This window comes from Leptospiraceae bacterium, from assembly GCA_016708435.1.
Taxonomy (GTDB): Bacteria; Spirochaetota; Leptospiria; order Leptospirales; family Leptospiraceae; genus UBA2033.
Genome location: JADJFV010000038.1, coordinates 21,240 through 38,936, shown reverse-complemented (window position 1 = coordinate 38,936; position 17,697 = coordinate 21,240). Strand labels below are relative to the sequence as shown.

Annotated in this window: 15 protein-coding genes; 9 read left to right on the top strand and 6 right to left on the bottom strand. The window is 36.7% G+C overall.

The window, feature by feature from the left end; genetic code table 11:
* Positions 1-3: 3 nt before the first annotated feature.
* Genes IPH52_28115 through IPH52_28100 form a run of 4 tightly spaced genes read left to right on the top strand, consistent with a single transcriptional unit; the run spans position 4 to position 5,324 of the window.
* Positions 4-2,445, top strand: coding sequence for a transglycosylase domain-containing protein (locus IPH52_28115; protein ID MBK7058848.1), 2,442 nt, complete (start codon positions 4-6; stop codon positions 2,443-2,445).
* Positions 2,445-3,695 carry an MFS transporter gene (locus tag IPH52_28110; protein ID MBK7058847.1) on the top strand — a complete coding sequence of 417 codons (1,251 nt, stop codon included), beginning with the start codon at positions 2,445-2,447 and terminating at the stop codon, positions 3,693-3,695. The genes IPH52_28115 and IPH52_28110 overlap by 1 nt, the downstream gene beginning before the upstream one ends.
* Positions 3,679-4,563 carry a hypothetical protein gene (locus IPH52_28105; GenBank protein MBK7058846.1) on the top strand — a complete coding sequence of 295 codons (885 nt, stop codon included), beginning with the start codon at positions 3,679-3,681 and terminating at the stop codon, positions 4,561-4,563. Before IPH52_28110 ends, IPH52_28105 begins: the two co-directional genes overlap by 17 nt.
* On the top strand, positions 4,545-5,324 hold the full coding sequence (locus IPH52_28100; protein MBK7058845.1) for a hypothetical protein: 780 nt from the start codon (positions 4,545-4,547) through the stop codon (positions 5,322-5,324). The genes IPH52_28105 and IPH52_28100 overlap by 19 nt, the downstream gene beginning before the upstream one ends.
* A 159-nt stretch (positions 5,325-5,483) precedes the next feature.
* On the opposite strand, the gene IPH52_28095 is transcribed toward IPH52_28100, so the two are convergent.
* The gene (locus IPH52_28095; protein MBK7058844.1) at positions 5,484-6,422 is read right to left on the bottom strand and encodes a hypothetical protein; all 939 of its coding nucleotides are present in this window, start codon (positions 6,420-6,422) and stop codon (positions 5,484-5,486) included.
* 215 nt (positions 6,423-6,637) lie between these two features.
* Here IPH52_28095 and IPH52_28090 point away from each other — a divergent pair, with 215 nt between their 5' ends.
* Entirely contained in the window at positions 6,638-8,386 is a 1,749-nt protein-coding gene (locus IPH52_28090; protein ID MBK7058843.1) for a portal protein, read from the top strand.
* 2 nt (positions 8,387-8,388) lie between these two features.
* Here IPH52_28090 and IPH52_28085 read toward each other — a convergent pair whose 3' ends face one another.
* Both IPH52_28085 and IPH52_28080 read right to left on the bottom strand, forming a co-directional pair.
* Positions 8,389-9,378 (bottom strand): response regulator, encoded by a 990-nt coding sequence (locus IPH52_28085; GenBank protein MBK7058842.1) that lies wholly within the window; start codon positions 9,376-9,378, stop codon positions 8,389-8,391.
* Positions 9,375-10,547 (bottom strand): HAMP domain-containing histidine kinase, encoded by a 1,173-nt coding sequence (locus tag IPH52_28080; protein ID MBK7058841.1) that lies wholly within the window; start codon positions 10,545-10,547, stop codon positions 9,375-9,377. Before IPH52_28080 ends, IPH52_28085 begins: the two co-directional genes overlap by 4 nt.
* Before the next feature lie 115 nt (positions 10,548-10,662).
* On the opposite strand from IPH52_28080, the gene IPH52_28075 reads away from it, so the two are divergent.
* Positions 10,663-11,577 (top strand): DUF4349 domain-containing protein, encoded by a 915-nt coding sequence (locus IPH52_28075; protein MBK7058840.1) that lies wholly within the window; start codon positions 10,663-10,665, stop codon positions 11,575-11,577.
* A 3-nt stretch (positions 11,578-11,580) separates the two neighbouring features.
* Positions 11,581-11,886 carry a hypothetical protein gene (locus IPH52_28070; protein MBK7058839.1) on the top strand — a complete coding sequence of 102 codons (306 nt, stop codon included), beginning with the start codon at positions 11,581-11,583 and terminating at the stop codon, positions 11,884-11,886.
* Between the two features lie 170 nt (positions 11,887-12,056).
* On the opposite strand, the gene IPH52_28065 is transcribed toward IPH52_28070, so the two are convergent.
* The 3 genes from IPH52_28065 to IPH52_28055 all read right to left on the bottom strand — a co-directional run bounded on the left by IPH52_28065 (position 12,057) and on the right by IPH52_28055 (position 16,072).
* Positions 12,057-12,569, bottom strand: a complete 513-nt coding sequence (locus tag IPH52_28065; GenBank protein ID MBK7058838.1) for a DUF1564 family protein — start codon at positions 12,567-12,569, stop codon at positions 12,057-12,059.
* A gap of 240 nt (positions 12,570-12,809) precedes the next feature.
* Positions 12,810-15,767 carry an amino acid adenylation domain-containing protein gene (locus tag IPH52_28060; protein MBK7058837.1) on the bottom strand — a complete coding sequence of 986 codons (2,958 nt, stop codon included), beginning with the start codon at positions 15,765-15,767 and terminating at the stop codon, positions 12,810-12,812.
* Positions 15,768-15,775: 8 nt separating this feature from the next.
* Entirely contained in the window at positions 15,776-16,072 is a 297-nt protein-coding gene (locus tag IPH52_28055; GenBank protein MBK7058836.1) for a hypothetical protein, read from the bottom strand.
* A 78-nt stretch (positions 16,073-16,150) separates the two neighbouring features.
* Here IPH52_28055 and crcB point away from each other — a divergent pair, with 78 nt between their 5' ends.
* Both crcB and IPH52_28045 read left to right on the top strand, forming a co-directional pair.
* The gene (gene crcB / locus IPH52_28050; GenBank protein ID MBK7058835.1) at positions 16,151-16,522 is read left to right on the top strand and encodes a fluoride efflux transporter CrcB; all 372 of its coding nucleotides are present in this window, start codon (positions 16,151-16,153) and stop codon (positions 16,520-16,522) included.
* A 14-nt stretch (positions 16,523-16,536) separates the two neighbouring features.
* A complete protein-coding gene (locus tag IPH52_28045) occupies positions 16,537-17,679 on the top strand; it encodes an MFS transporter (protein ID MBK7058834.1) in 1,143 nt (380 codons plus the stop codon).
* The last annotated feature ends 18 nt before the right edge of the window (positions 17,680-17,697 follow it).

Below are 17,697 nucleotides of genomic sequence, written 5' to 3'. Positions count from 1 at the left end.
AATATGAATACGAAAAGCATTAAAACTTCTGTTATTATACTGCTCATCGGGGCACTACTTTCGGGTGGATTTTTTGGATATATTTTGTCGGAGGTGGATAGGGGCGAAGAGCTAACAAAGCTTGCTACTTATTTGCCGACGACTCCGACGAAGCTCTATGATTTGAACGGAGTTCCGTTTGCAGAGCTTTATCGCCATCGCCAGGAGCTACTTCGCTTTCAGGATATTCCGCCTCACGTCATTCATGCCTTTATTTCTGTCGAAGATAATAATTTTTACAATCACTTTGGTATTGATTTCAAAGCTATCATTCGCGCGGGGTTTATCAATCTTATCCACTTGAAAGTCAAGCAGGGTGGATCTACGATTACGCAACAATTGTCGAAAGCAATTTTGAAAAATTCTAAGAAAAGTTTCACTCGTAAATTTATCGAAGCACTTCTTACTTTACAAATCGAGCAAGAATATTCGAAAGAAGAAATTTTAGAAATTTATTTTAACCTGGTTTACTTAGGTCACGGCTCAACGGGATTATCCACTGCTTCGACTGTTTATTTTTCGAAAGATGTGCAAGACTTAGATGTGGCAGAAGCGGCAATGCTTGCGAGACTTCCCAAAGCTCCTGTTCAATACTCTCCTTATAAAAATCCAAACATCGCTAAGAAAGCGCATCTAACAATACTTCGCCTCATGTCAGAAAATGGTTATCTCAAAAAAGAAAGCATTCAGGCAATGCACGACGAATTCTGGCAGAGATACTGGCCAATCGTGATTACCCAGTCTCCTTCTCGCTCGACTTGGGGAACCAAACTCGACCGCGCTCCTTATTTTACCGAGCATGTGCGTAAACAACTTCTTGCTGATTTGGGAGAAGACTTAGTTTACACCGGCGGCTTAAAGGTATATACCACACTCGATTTGCGCAAACAAGAAATCGCAGAAGACGAAGTAAAAAAAGCACTGACTCATTATGACAAAACCTCTTTTGGTTTAAGTAATTCTTTTAAAGCGGGAGTGGATGGACAACTTGTAGGCTTATACGGATTACTCGGAAGTATTTTCCCTGTTGCTCCAATGGAAATTAGCAAGTTCGATGAAGCGGCTAATTACCGTTCTACTCTAGAAAATGAACTCAGTGATGCGATGGATATTTTGACTGCACTTACTCCAATCGAAAACGAAGCGGCGGCAGTTGGTGAATTTAGAAAACGCACGGCTGTATTTACAAAAAATCTTCACGTAGAAGGCGCATTCATTACAATCGAGCCGGGAACTGGTTATATCCAAACCATGGTTGGTGGTTCAAAGTTTACTCCTAAAAATCAATTCAATCGTGCGATGCAGGCAAGACGACAAACTGGCTCTTCTTTTAAGCCTTTTGTATATGGCGCAGCTATTAATGAGCGAGTCATTTCAAGTGGAACAGGAATTATGGATGCACCACTTACTACGATGAACGATGACGGACATGGCTGGGCGCCGGAAGATTCTACAGGCGATTTCAAAGGTATGGTTCCGGCTTACAGAGCTTTGGCGCTATCACTCAATATTGTATCCGTGCAAATCTTCTTTAAAGTAGGAGCAGAGGCTATTATTGATTTTGCGTCAAAACTTACCAAAGCGAATAAGCGTCGTTTTCCGGACAACCCTACTCTCGCTTTGGGTGTAGCGGAATTGACTCCATATGAAATGGCACTTGGATATTCTATTATCTCAAATAAAGGACGAGATGTAATTCCTTTTTCTGTTCGCTATGTAAAAAATCAAACTGGCTCTGTCATTTTTAACAAAGAAGTAATTATTCAAAAAGAACTCGCAGCTAAAGCAGCTAACGGCACAATCCAAGTAATTCCAGAGAGCACAGCTTGGATTGTAAGAAGGATGCTACAAGGAGTAGCCGACGGTGGTACTCCAACGAGTGCCCTCAGAGAAGCAAAATACGATGGAGTATCCGGTGGAAAGACTGGATCGACAAGTTCTTTTACAAACGTTTGGTATTGTGGATTTGATCCAAAGCTCAGTTCCGTGTTCTGGATGGGCTATGATAAAAACTCCATCTCACTTGGTCCGGGTATGACTGCTGCCTTGACCGCTGTTCCAGTATGGGCTAGAATTTATGCAAGATGGTATGATACAAGAGAGTATCCGCAATTCAAACTTCCCGATGGAACTGATCCAATGCCTGAAGGAGTTGCAGCCGGTGGAGTGTGTGCGCATAATGGTCTTTCACCGAAGCCCGGAGTTTGTCCAATGGGTGGTGCGCTCTATCTAAAACCTGCAGTGGTAAATGGCGTTATGCGCTCGGTGCCATGGAATAGACAATGTGATGGAGATAGAGATCACGATAAGGCGATTGACTTTAGAGAATTTCTACAGGATGAATACAAAATCACTGACGAAGAAATTAATAAGAATAAAAAACCATTTAAGATTAAAGCGGATTAATGAAAGACAATAACTATGCAGTCCTTCGAATTCTGGACTTTCGAAACTTTGTAGTTGCAAGGTTTTTAGCAGTTGTTGGAATTCAAGTTCAGGCTGTAGTTGTTGCCTGGCAAGTTTTTGATAAAACAGGCGACCCCCTCGCTCTCGGACTTGTCGGGCTATTCGAGATTATCCCATCAATCTCAGTGTCTTTATTTGCAGGACATATAGCAGACAGAAAAGATAGAAAGAAAATAGTATTAATCTGTTACACTGTTCTTTTTTTATGTTCTATCTGTCTACTTGTTCTCAGCACCTCTCTTTTAAACTTACCGGCTAATTCTGTTTATCCCATATATGCAGTTATATTTCTAAGTGGAATCGCAAGAGGATTTTTAAATCCATCTCTCTCAGCGTTTATGGCTCAATTAGTTCCCAAGCATATGTATCCAAATTCTTCCGCGTGGAATAGTATCGCATGGCAAGTGGCAGCAGTTTGTGGCCCTGCACTAGGAGGACTACTCTATGGATTCGAAGGGGCTAAGCTTGCTTATTCGGTAGATGCTTGTTTGCTATTAGCCGCTATTCTTTTTTATTCTAGAATTTTACCAAAGCCAATTCCAGAGAAAAAACACGGCGAATCAATTTTTGAAAGCCTGTTCTCAGGATTCAAATTTGTTTTTTCCAATCAAGTAATGCTTGCGGCGATGAGCCTTGATATGTTTGCAGTTTTATTTGGTGGTGCTGTCGCTTTGCTCCCCGTCTTTGCAAAAGAAGTCTTACAAGTCGGACCGGAAGGATTAGGAATTTTACGAGCAAGCCCCGCATTTGGTGCTTCTCTCATGGCGATGCTATTAGCCTATAAACCTCCTAAAGAAAATTCTGGAATAATACTACTTGTAGCTGTTGCGGGATTCGGAATGAGTATGATTTTATTTGGTTTATCCTCTTATTTTTACTTATCCATTTTTTTACTTGCTCTCAGCGGAGTCTTTGATAGTGTAAGCGTTGTTTTGCGCTCGACTATCATGCAGACATTTACTCCTGAAAATATGCGCGGACGAGTAGCTTCGGTGAATAGTATTTTCATTGGCTCTTCTAATGAACTCGGTGCATTTGAATCAGGTGTGACTGCAAAATTTATGGGCGCAATTCCTTCTGTTGTTTTTGGTGGAGCGATGACCCTAGTAATTGTCTCTTTCATTGCAATGAGGGCGCCACTTTTGAGAAAACTGAATTTTAAGGATGTAGAGAATGATTCAAACAAATAGTCTTAAAGAAATGAATTTATTCCTAAAAGGACTAAATGGAAAAAATTCTCCGCTGACTATTTTTGTGGATAATCTGCATTCACCTTATATTCTACTGAACGCAGAATACACATTACCCGCTATTTCCAATACCGATTTAACAGAAAACGACATTTATCCTTATTTACAAATTCTATCAAATTTCATTCCAGAAGCAATGGTAAATTGTAGCGTGCTTCCAATACAAAAGCCCAAGCGGGAATCAGGTAAAATTTCACTGGTTAGAGAAATTTCCATCCGTGGGCATAATTATCTTTATATATTCAAGATTGATGCAGCTTATCTCGGCGGTAGCTTGAGAGATAAAATAAAAGTATCCGCTTCGCAAGTAAAACACCCCGCCATTGAAACGGATAGAATTTATTTTTCTACTCGAATTATTCCTATCAAAAATGTAATCCGCGCTAATGGAGAGATTATAGATTTCGAAGTGCAAACCTTTGACAAAGGATTATTCTTTTCTGAAACGGAAGCGGTTAATACCGATAGACCGCGTAACTACTCAGAACTATTTGATGAAATTGACTACTCGCATATCATTGAACCAATCAAGCAAAACTTAAAAATTTCACAACCTCATTGGACATTAGGCAAAATTTATGAGCCTGTATACATTGAATATCTAACGCTTGCGATTCGTTTTCTTTCCGTATCTTACGAAAAAGCATTGTCACATTTTTCCCATTTCTATGAAATTTTAGAAATCATTCACGGGGACGGAGCAATAACAGAGATCACAAAAAGAAATTTTATTTTCTGGCTGAGTAAACACTCATTTGAAAGAGGGACTTCCCCTTCTGGAAATATGAGATGGAAAATTCTGAATTAGTGAGGCTAATCAAAGTTAATTACATGTATAAATTTTTTTTAATTCTAATTCTTACCTTTCCAGTTTTTGCTCAGAGAGGAGATTTTTACGACACTTACGACTATAATATGAAAAATCAAAAAGGCGGGGACGCAGCAGGTGATGGTAATTATAAAGAGTATGATCTCCCTCCCAAATTTCAGAAACCTGCACTCGTAACTCCAAAGAATGTGCAAAGACAACCCGATTTGAGTAGCTTAATGCAGGGACAACAAAATTCAATTCGCAGAACCAACGACCAATCTCAAAATCCGATGCAACCGCAAATTAGTAATTTGCCCATAGATCCAATTACTGGAAAAATAAATCCAGAGGCAATCGCGAGACAAAGAGAAAAAGATAAGATTAATAAAGAAAAGAAACGACAGTTTATGAATCGCGACATTGAGCCATATGTAGAAACGAGAGGACGGAGAATGGAGATTATCTTCTTGACAACGTTTCCATTTGCGGCAGCTTTATCTGTAGGTATAACAATATTAGTCGGAAGAGCCAGCGGAGATGTAAATTTTTTGAAGACGACTCAGGGATTTGCGTTTGCGGTTTTGTGTGCGGGAGGATTTTCTGCTGCAAATATGATTTCTGATATAAATGCCTATGACGAATACATGAAAAATAAAAAAGAAAATAATGCCAATTTGCCGCACTCAGACCAAAGCCAATTTTATAAAAACCAATCCAATTTCAACTTCTCTTTTGTGATCGGTAGTAAGGACTTTTAATTTAAAGCGATAAGAAATTGTAATGTAATAATTTATGCACTTTAATTGTCATCCTGAGCCTGTCGACGGGCGACCTTTCTCAATAAAGTCATGGATTCGACAGGCTCACCTTGACAAATTCTATGTGCCTATCCGAAAATCCGTATCAGAAGATTTCAACTACAATTTTACATTTTCAGAAACATTAATCATATTGCGCAGATAATCATCGGTAAGGATGCTTCTTATTAGTTCCTTCTCTTCTCGATCAATAATTGTCTTTTGTCGATAAAGGATTTGAACTATATCTATCGCACTTTTGTTATCTTTGAGCGCATTAATAATTCCAACGAGACGTTTTAAATCTCTTTGACTACATGGTAAAGTCTTTTCCTTCTCCATGTCAAATTTACGTATTACTTTTTCTTTTATATCGAGGGTAAGATCGATTATCTCCAAATCTACTTTAAACTTTTCGACAAACCTCTCGAACTTTATGCGATGTTCTTCTGATTTATCTTTCTCTTTCTTAAACATTTGAAGAATATGTGTATAGAGTTCTGGATTCTTAATGAAAAAAGATTTTATCATTGAGTCTTCGAGTTCACTAAACAAATCGTAGAAAAAATTTGTCTCATCATCTCGATTTCCAGTTCTTTCGAAATAATAATTAATTCCACTCTCATCTAAATTGGAAATCAAAGCGAGAGCGAGATTTACATCCAGATCGGCAACTTTTTCTTCGATCAAAATCTGAAGGCATTTCTCAGGAGAAAAAAGATTTGCAATTTCCATAAAAAATTCATCGGGCTCGTTATCGGCTGAAATCCATTTTCCAAGAGAAAAGTAAATGAATTGAAGTAAAAATTTTGTAGGAAACTTAGGATGACTTATAATCTGCTGAAATTCTTGATCACTTCGAAATAGCCAGAGGTAATAGTTCATCCATTGTTGAAAGGACTGAAAAGATTGATTCTTTTCTATGAGATCAAAAAAATCTTCTGCAGGAAGGTTTGCTAAAAAGTTTCGGGTTGAATTAACGCCATGTATTTGAGCTCGAACGAGTTCAATGGAAAAGTCTTCCTCATCAGGCGTTTGTTCTAAAATCTGGTTTTCCATTGCGATTAAAGAATATATAAAATTAATCTTAGATGTATATTATTTTTTCTTCAAACGAAAAATTAATTTCATTCTAAATGCAATTTAATTTAGATGAAGATGAAATTAGAAGCTAAGGTAAATCGTTTATGCTTTGGAATAAAAATAGGAAAAAAAGAGAAGCTCTCGTTTGGTTGCATCAGATCGTAGCAAAACTCATAGAAATAAAAACTTTAATCCACGGATTTCATTTTATTTACACAAGAAACGTTAGTCGCGCACTCTTTGCTCTTTGTGGGCTTTTGTCTATTTCAACTTTAACAATCGAATATGGTTTTTATTATAGTCGTGAATGGGGAAATTATATTTGGATTGTAAACTCATTTGCAATTAATTATCTATTACTCTACGAGATCATCGGCTTTATCTTTACTACAGAAGAATATCCTGTCTATATAAAAAATCACAAGCCTGAACTAATGGTAGTAGCACTGGTGTTGTTACAGAAAATTTTTGAACAGGATATTGTCAATTATCTGCACTTAGGTGAATTTGGAACAAAGGACACAGCACTCCTTTTCTTGTCGATCAATCAGATTTTTCTAATTTTTTCAAATATGGCAAGACTTGTTCGAAATACTAGAATCTATAATTTAAAAAAACTAAATCCTTCCCGTATTTTTTTCTTTAGCTTTGCATCGATTGGAATCATTGGAACACTCCTACTTTCTTTACCCAAATCACAAAAGGTTGATTTACGGTTAATTGATATTATCTTCACAGTTGTAAGTGCTACTTGTGTAACCGGGCTTTCTACGATTAATATATTTGATTCCTTTACTACGATGGGTCAAGTGATAGTTTTATTTTTAATTCAAGTCGGAGGACTAGGGCTTATTACTCTGACGACTTTCTTCTCAATTTTTTTAGCTGGACAGGCTTCGGTAAATGATAAATTACTTATGAAAGATTTGCTGAGTGAAGAGGCAATCGGGAGAGTAAAAAAGATTATCCGGCATATCGCAATTCAGACTCTTATCATAGAAGCCGTGGGAGCACAACTTCTGTATAATTATTTACCGAATCAAGCAAAGTTAAATGGAATGGAGAAAATTTTCTTCTCGATATTTCATTCTATTTCTGCATTTTGTAACGCAGGATTCTCTCTTTTTCCAAATGGGCTAGCAGAAACTTTTTTTATAGAAGGAAAAATCTATCTCACGACAATTATGGTTTTAATTATTTTCGGAGGGCTTGGCTTTCCAGTCGTAAGCGAAATTTCAAAAAAAATATTTACTCCCGATGCAAGTCATATCAAGCTCTCTGTTTCGACTAAATTAGTAATCATTGTAAGTATTCTTTTCTTCTTTCTAGGGGCTATTGCTTATTATTTCCTGGAAACAAACTATACTCTCAAAAATCTACCATGGTCAGAGAGAATTTTTCATTCCATTTTTTACTCAGTTACTTCAAGAACAGCAGGATTTAACACTCTTGATATTGCAAAGATGGGTGTGCCAATGGTATTCTTCTCTTTCCTACTCATGTGGATTGGAGCTTCGCCGAATTCAACGGGAGGAGGAATCAAGACGAGCACATTTGCAGTTAGCGCCTTACATATAGTAGACTTAGTTAGAGGAAGAAACCGATTGGATATATTTAATAGAACGATTTCTCCTGCTTCTATTTCGCGTGCGTCGGCTACTATTGTTTTGTCTCTGTTCATTATTTTTATCGCAATTTTTTCGATGATACTAGTAGAGCCATTTCCATTTCTAGATATTTGTTACGAAGTAGTGTCTGCTTTCGGAACTGTAGGTCTGACAAGAGGAATCACACCGAGTCTCTCCGACCTGAGTAAAATTGTAATTTCCGTTGTGATGTTTATGGGACGAGTAGGAATTCTTACAATCTTAGTTGCATTTGCACCAAAGACAAAAGCGTATAATTACAGTTACCCAGTCGAGTATGTGGTAGTAGGCTAATTTCATTTTTCATAAATCGAAAGCGACTTATAGGACTTATTCTCATTGTTATCTAAGAAGGTAATTACTTCCGTGCGGACTCCTTTTTCGATATTAAAAATAATACTATCAGAGACTTCGCGGCAAATATAGAGTCCGCGCCCGTGAGAGTCGCTTATGCCGGGAGGAAGTCCTGTAGTTTCATCGACGTTTATATGTCTATCGAGTCGGTTTAAAATTTCTTCTTTCTTGAGTGAGCCAAATTTATCGCGGGTAACAATGATAAATGTTTTATTGTAAGTTCCGTAACCTATTTCGAAATAGTCGCTCTCGGAGAGCTCAATTTTTTCATCACTAATCAGTAGATCGCGTGCTGGAAGTTCTAGTTGGTATTTTGATTTTCCTTTTTCATCGCGGGGGGCACGAATCATAGCGTTAGACGTTAGTTCCTCGATGACTTGATTGATTATTTTGGGAGCACCTTTTTCAATTAGGAATTTTCCTATGCGATTGGATAAAAACTCTCGTTCTTTGTCTGACTTGATTGTTTTAAATACTATTCCTTTGGGTGGAGGAGTTTCAAATTTACCAACTGTATTTTTATCATTGATGATTAGATCTTTGTCAAAATATTTTTCGACGCCAAAAATATCACCGGTTAATAGCTTGTTAACCATAACGGAGATGAATTGTAAATCCAAAAAAGAATACTTGGGGATAATATTCCATACTCCGTAATCTTTAGCAAACTTGATATAATCGTTGATGTTATAGGCAGTGATAAGAGTATAAAGAGTTTCGGGATAGTGCTCTCTAACATGACGAATTAGATCGAGACCGGATTTGCCTGGCATCTTGATGTCAGTAATCAAAAGGTCTATCTTTTCAGATTTCAGAATTTCAACGGCTTCGGAATAATTTTTAGCATCAAATGCAGAGTATTCAATGGCTAATACATCTTTGATAGCGGTTCTAATGGAGTGGATGTCTTCTACGATTAATATTTTTTTCATTTTCTTGTCTGTGATTTAATAGTTGGGATTGAGATGGAAAACTTAGTTCGATCATCGGAAGATTTTACATTGATCTTACCGTTGTGATCTTTAACAATAGAGTGACAAATGGATAGTCCTAATCCAGTGCCACTGCCTTCTTTACGATTGGAATAAAAGGGATCAAATATTTTATCGAGAACATTTTCAGGAATACCTCCAGCATTGTCTTCAATTGTGACGATGGTAGAATTTTTTTTCTTCTTAACGTCTACTCGGATGTAGCCCTTAGTATAGTCAAAAGCCTGAAGAGAATTTCTAAATAAGTTTAAAAAGAGACGTTCGATTTTAAATGGATTGAAATAGAAAATATATTCATCATCAGCATTGATTTCCCAAGTAACATTTTTAGATAAATCAGGATAGAGTCTCTGAACTGTTTCTTTTGCTTTATAAATAACCTCTACTAGATCGGCTAACGTATATTTAGAACGCTCGGGCTTTGCAAAACTGATAATGTCAGATACAATGAGAGCTGCTCGAGCAAGGTCTTTTTGAATTAGGTCGAGGCGATTGAGTATTAGCTCCGGAGCAAAATGAGAAAGATTGTTTACTAAATTTTGCACAGTGAGGCTAATGCCCGTTAATGGATTGTTCAACTCATGAGCGACACCAGAAATCATAATACCTAGAGAAGCGAGATTTCTCATGCGAAGATTTTCTTCTTCCTTTTCTTTGATCTTTGTGATGTTACTAATTTTTTCAACGAAAGAATAAATGGCTCCGTCTTTGTCGATGAGTGGAAAAAAAGAAAGATTCAGATTTTGATTTTTTCCATCGTATTTAAAGAGAACTTCTCGTTTAATTTCTGGAATAGGATTTGATTTTACATCGAATACATCTGAAAAATCGGAGTGCTCCATTTTATGAGAAAGGAATGGACAGTAAGGACAAATATTTTCTCGTCCATACAGTTTAGTGTAGCATTTTTGCTTGGTTAAATCTCTGTAACCCGCTTCATTTGTAAAACTCAAAGTGGCTTGGTTCACGCGCTTGATGTCGAAATTTTGATCAATTAGAATCAACGGTTCTGTAATTCCATCGATGATAGCTTGGAGCTCTTTAATTTTTTCGTCAGCGAGAGAGCTGAATGTCAATTGAACGCCTGAGTTTGCATTTTGAGGCAGCATACTCCTAATGTTTATTGGTGTATAAGTTTTTCAACGAAATAATTTAGATTTTTTATAGCCGATTCCATAGGAGTTACGATAATGAATCTTACAAAATAAAAACTAGGTTGGGGCTATGGAAAAGGAATTTCTAAAAACTAAATTTAAAAAAATATTTCTCTATTTTCTAATTTCATTCGCAGGCTTATTTTCTCTGCGGCTAATATATGGGTATGTAGAATATTCTGATGATGCAGTCAGGCAAACACCTGGTCAGAGTTTTAATACGCAGAATGGGTTTGAGTTAATCAGGAAGAATTATGCGAGTGAAAAGAAATTTTACAAGACAGAGAATCAAAGTTTGACATTACCCGCTCAGACGAAAAGTTTCGATCAGAAATATGAAAAAGTCGGCTCGCTGGCATCTAGCACGAATGAATTTGAAAAAGAAGAAAAGAATACGAGAGAGTTAATCAAGAATTTTAAAGCGCTAATTCAATACGAAGAAAGTTCAGGACTCGAAGGAAAAAGACATTTGAATCTAGGGATAGGGGTTAATCCCGATAAGTTTGACGAAATGATTTTAGAAATTAAAAAAATCGGAAGACTAGAATCGATACAAGTAAATAAAACCGATAAGACAAACGAATACAGTGATTTGAATGCACAAAGGGAATCATTGGAAAAAACAAGAACTGCTCTCATCTCTTTCAAAGGTAAGGGAGGAAAAATTGATGAACTGATAAATTTGGAAAATAAAATTTTAGAAGTGGAAGAGTCAATTCAAAAGCTAGGAGTGAAGCTCGGAGAATTCGACACAGAAAATGAATTTTGCACCATTAAATTTTCGTTATCAGAATCAGGACAAGCAAAGAAATCTTGGCTCACAATTTTTCTGCATCGATTTAAGGTAGCACTCGAATGGACTATCAAGTATTATCTGCTACTAATGGTTTTATTCGTATTTGCCGCTATGGGTATATTTCTATTTATCCTCATCCTTGAAAAATTAAAAATATTTCCTGACTTGCTCAAGAAATACCTGGAATAATATATGATTGACGACATACATGATGTGATCGGTCTAATAGGTGTTTTCCTTATTCTCATTTCCTATGTGCTGCTACAATTAGAAAGAATTAAAGCGAACTCTCTATCCTACTCAGTTATAAATTTAGTTGGGGCGATGTTAATTCTTTATTCCCTTTTTTATAATTGGAATCTTTCCTCCGTGATTATTGAAAGTTTTTGGATTATAATAAGCCTTTTTGGAGTCGGAAAATCTCTACGTTATAAAAGAAAACATCCAAACTCAAAAGGTATTTCTGGGCGCTTCGGCAACTTTCATAGAGAAAAATGAGTATTTGCCGTAGGTGAGCCGACTGCGCTGTCCGTGGGTTCCGTTCTGATTGCCAAGAATGAGAAGCCTTGGCAATCAGAACCAAGCCACTCCCATCGCGAGCGCAGCTCTCATGTGAAAAAGAAATAGCAATAGTTTTTGTCGGATTTTGTGCTAAGGATAATTACTATTTACCCCGTTCGATCCCTCGTCATTTGTAAAAATCTATCATAATAAGCCCTTTTCCTGGAAAGTGTGGCATTTACCATTAGCCGCACATACGATTTTTTCGGAACTACGAATTCGAGGTATTTTTCTGGGAGATTTTTATCCAAATCTAGAGAGTCAATTAATAGTAAAGACACAAAAATCCAAGTCATGCTTCGATTTAAAAATGCCCTAAGACATTTTAGTTCAGCCCAATCTACTGCGAGTGGAACGAAGTCCACACGTCTCAAACCCTGCTGTTTTTGCTGATATCCAGTTTTTACAAATGGATGTTTTTCTAAACATCCGTTCTGTATCAAAAAGCGATAGCGTCGTAAAAGGTGCGAAAGATACAGAGCAACGCTTCCTCCATGACTCTCCACTTTTTCAAGGAAAAGACTCATATTGCGTGCAGGAATCAGCAACGAAGATCTAGTTGAAGGTTCGTTGAGATCTTTACAGGAATTGAATTGCTTTTTTTCTATAAAAGTTCTCATACTATTACTAGGCTCAGAAAATCCATTTTGGTGCGCAAAGAATGATTTTTTTTTAGCAAACGTAAAAATTTAACGACTCCTATGCGCCACGGATCAACCGGTTACGAGCATCTTCACGCGAGTAAAAGGGCGAGCCGGGTCATGGCATTATTCGAAACAAGGCAGCAAATTAAATTTAAGTTGCGCATAATCTTTATTATGCCATGAGGCGCCCAATCATTGTCAGAAATAATTGTTAAGTTAGGCTTGAATTCCCAATTGATCCAAATACTTAAAAATCAAATTCCTATCAGCCACAGGACATTTATTAAAATAATCAGGAATCGATTTAGATGTATTTGCAAAATCAAATTGAACTCCAGTAGCCTGGAATAAATCGAGCGTACGAATAGGAGTAAACTCATCTCTCTGAACCAACCCACGAGAAATCGATAGATACAAATAAGAATCCTCTTCACCTAGAGACTTACAAATTTCAAAGTAGTCCTCAATAGAAACTTCATCAAGGCTAATCCCATACTCTCTTAGAATATTCAACAACTGATCGAACGTAAGGGATTTTGGATTCGCAATATGAAATATATGCTTATTTGCCGCACTGTGCGATAACGCAATACAAGACTTAGCCGCGAAGTCAATCGGAGTAATGTCAACTTTCATTGTCTCTGATTTTATCTTTGGAAATTTATTTAGATTTGCAAGAGATTTTAAAAACCGAATAAGAAAATCATCCGTCTTTCCAAACCCCGTCTTTGAATCACCTGTTATCAATCCAAATCTATATATATTAACCGACTCGTAGCCTTCTTGCATAGCATTATGGATTATTTTTTCACTCACCCACTTTGATTGCGCATAACCTCCATAAACTTCTTTCATGGAATTCAATTGATCTTCTTCATAAAATTTTTCCCTTGTATCGTCAGAGGATACAAATACAGAAAGAGTCGATGCATAGTGCAAAAACTTATAATTTCCCGTGAGGCAAAACTTCAGTATTTCAAAAGTTCCGTTTACGTTAACCTTTTTAAGTTCCTCATACGGCATAATAAGATTAACCTCCGCTGCAAAATGAAACACTGAATCAATATTTATTGTAAGAAAATTCCAATCCTCACTCGACAGTCCAAGTCTTGGTTCTGAAATATCTCCTTCCATAAAGTAAACATTGTCCCAATTCTTTATCCCAACACCCTGCCGGGTAAGAATAGATTCAATTTTTGTCTTAGGATTCAAGCCCGAACTATTTCTTACAACACAATATATCTTAGCTTCAAAATCCTGACTCAATTCAAACAAAATTCTTGATCCCAAAAATCCAGTCGCGCCAGTCAATAAAATTTTAGAACATCTGGTCTGTTTTTTATTCGAATTCCGAATCAAGTTATTTAACTCTTCCTTTAGCCTTACTTCTTTTTCCAGAAACGTCACACTTGTTGTTTCCAATTTTTCTGTCTTGTTCATTTCAAGAATTCCAGCCACAGTTGGTTTTTGAATAAATTTATCTCCTGAGAGGGTAATTCCAATTAAACTACACTCAGCGTAAAGCGAAAGCATCGAGATAGAATCTCCTCCTAACAAAAAAAAATCATCATCAATACCAATTGGCTCAACGCAAAGCAATTTTTCGAAGATAATACAAAGTATGCGCTCCTTATCTGTAATCGGTCTTTTAATTTCAGGCAAATAGGACGGACGTGACATATCTAAAGGAGGAAAGCTTTTTAAATCCAATTTTTCATTCATATTGAGTGGGATTTCGTTCAGTATAACAAAGCGCTCTGGCACCATCCAATAGGGTAGCTCTTTTTTTAAATAATTCTTAATTGCGGAAATTTCTTTTCTCTCAATGGGTGTTTCATTTTTTAAAACTATATACGCAACCAATATATCCCTTTTCAATTTCTGTTTCATCACATAAGCAAAGCTTATCCTCGGAAGTGCGGCTAATAGTCGTTCAACTTCACAAGGTTCAATCAAGTTTCCTCTCAGCTTAAACTGTCGATCCATTCTCCCGATAAACTCAATTTCATTCCTACCATGAGAAACTACCCGATCCCCTGTTTTATAAAGTCGCTTTCCATTTAGAAGTAAGAACTTCTCCTCTGTCAACTTTTCTTGATGCAAATACTCTTTTGCAAGACCTACCCCACTTAGATATAACTCTCCTTGCTTTGCTTCTTTTAAATCTTCATCTAAAATAAATAATTCCCGATTCGGTATAGGATAACCAATCAGCGGCTTACTCCAATTAGGCTCGCAAACGATAAGACTAGAGCAAACGGTTGCCTCCGTCGGACCATATACATTGACAATTCTAACTTTACTTGCCCATTCTCTGACCGTCTCTAGAGGACATACTTCACCACCGATAATAATTGTTTCTAAACTACTCGGAATTCTATCTATATCGAGAACCGGCAATAGAGAAGGTGGAAGACAAATATGTGTTATCTGTTCTTTTTCTAAAGCATTAATTAATCCTGCCGTATCTTTGATTTTTAAATCCGATTCGATTCTAACCTCCGCACCGGATAATAGAGATATACCTATCTCTGAAATCGAAGCATCAAATCCAATCGATAAATACTGTAATATCCTACTCTTTGAATTCACCTGAAATACTTTGATTTGCTCTTTTAAAAAATTAACAATCCCCTCGTGTGTTACGACTACTCCTTTCGGATTTCCAGTCGAGCCCGAAGTATATATAATATACGCAACGTCATCACTTTGAACTTTGTATTTTTTTTGCATCGAACTGAAATCATTCAATACACTCGTATTTCTTTGCTCGGTCAAGAATTTGGTCGTTGTTACCATTAAATTAAAACAAGTAAGATTTGACGCATAATTATCATTATCCATAATGATCAACTTTGCGTTTGCATCCTTACAAATCCATTCCACTCTCGCAATCGGAGTCTTTCTATCCAATGGTAGAAAAACAGCTCCCACTGCCCATACAGCTAAAAGACATTCAATATATTCAGGGGATTTTTCCATCCAAAGGATTACTATATCTCCATTTTTAATACCGGAATCTCTCAAGTAACAGCTAATACTAATTACTCTCCGATTTAGCTCAGCATACGAAATTCTTTCTGATTCAGAAGATATCGCTATTGAAGTAGGTGATTTAATAATTCCTTTTTCTAATTCATCTAAAAAGCTTTCAAATTTAAAATTTTCCTGCAATTTCTATTTCACTCAACCTCAGCGCCGAAGCGACGCATCATTTCTACTAATTGTTTTTCGACATCAATGCGAAAAATTCCGTGGGTAAAGGCAATATTCTCCTTCAAAAAATTTGCAACAAATCCTGTTTCCGCTTTGGTTACCTTATAATAAATCTTACTCGTCCCAAATTTTTCAAATCTTACAACTAGCGCATCAGTCTCCTCTTCAAAAAATACGATACCCGCAAGCTTGCCTTTTGATAAACCCCTTTGCATCTTTGCGACAAAGGTTTTCACTTCTCCTTCAACTTTAATTTTCTTCAATGCGATGATTCCTCTCTTTGCTCAATATTTTAAAAAAAATATTGCCTAATATTGTATTCGGCTAAGAGAATCCAATTCATGCAATATCTATTTGTTTTTTTAGGGGGTGGACTAGGTAGTGTCACTCGTTTTTTTTTATCCAACCTTGTGAATCAAATTTTCGGAATTCATTTTCCTCATGGAACTCTAGCCGTAAATGTTATCGGATCTTGCATAATTGGAATTTTATTTTCTATTAATGAACATCGCCTCGATTCAATTCCAATTTTTCGGCAATTAATTTTCATAGGCTTTCTAGGCGGCTTCACTACGTTTTCTTCCTTTAGCCTTGAAACTATGACTCTCTTTTTACAGGCGAAATTCATTTCTGCCATTCTAAATGTATTTTTAAATTTAAGTCTTTGCTTAGTAGCGGTAACTTCTGGTTACCTCATTGCAAAGTATTTATAAGTGAGGAATTAATCATGATTACCCGCTCCGTCTGGATACTCTCACTGGTAAGTCTATTCACAGATATTGCATCCGAAATGCTTTATCCAATCTTACCAATTTACTTGCAAAGTATAGGATTTTCAGTTTTATTCATTGGAATCTTAGAAGGAATTGCAGAAGCCTTAGCCGGATTAAGCAAAGGCTACTTTGGTAGACTTTCAGATTCTTATGGAAAGCGACTACCATTTGTTCAGATAGGATATGCGATAAGCGCCATATCAAAGCCTCTTCTGGTTACATGGAATTTGCCTCTATGGGTATTCATAATTCGATCTGCCGACAGATTAGGTAAAGGAATTCGAACCGGAGCCAGGGACGCCCTTCTGTCTGACGAATCCACAAAAGAAAACAAAGGAAAAGTTTTCGGATTTCATCGGGGAATGGATACTTTTGGTGCTTGTGTAGGTCCGAGTCTAGCGCTTATTTACCTATACTTCTTCCCACAAAATTACAAAGGTTTATTTCTATTCGCCTTCTTCCCAGGAGCCATTGCAATTACATTTACCTTTTTTATAAAGGAAAAGGCAAAAGATTCTTCTAAGCGCACAGTAAAATCTTCTCTTTGGAATTTCTTCACGACGAGCCCGGTAGAATACAAAAACCTAATACTGGGGCTACTTCTATTTAGCCTCTTAAATAGCTCTGATGTTTTTTTACTTCTGCGGCTAAAGGAAATAGGCATTTCTGATACACAAATTGTTCTTGTCTATATTTTTTACAATTTAGTCTACGCTGTCTTTTCTTATCCAATGGGTTATCTGGGAGACAAAATTGGTTTAAAGAAGGCTTTTATTATTGGTTTAATTTTATTTAGCCTTGTATATCTAGGTATGGGTCACGGTGGGAATTTTTACTTTTATTTATTCTTGTTTTCCCTTTATGGAATTTTCGCAGCCAGCACAGAAGGAATTTCCAAAGCTTGGATAACAAATATTTGCCCCAAAGAGTCTGCTTCCGCTATCGGGCTTTATTCTGGACTAAATAGTATTTCTGCGCTAATAGCAAGTTCTTTAGCGGGACTTATTTGGATGAATCTAGGAGCAGAAAGTTTATTTTACATGGTTGGCTTTGGCGTTTTCCTGGTTTCAATTTACTTCACCAAAATTAAAGAATGACAGAAATCGATTTAAAAA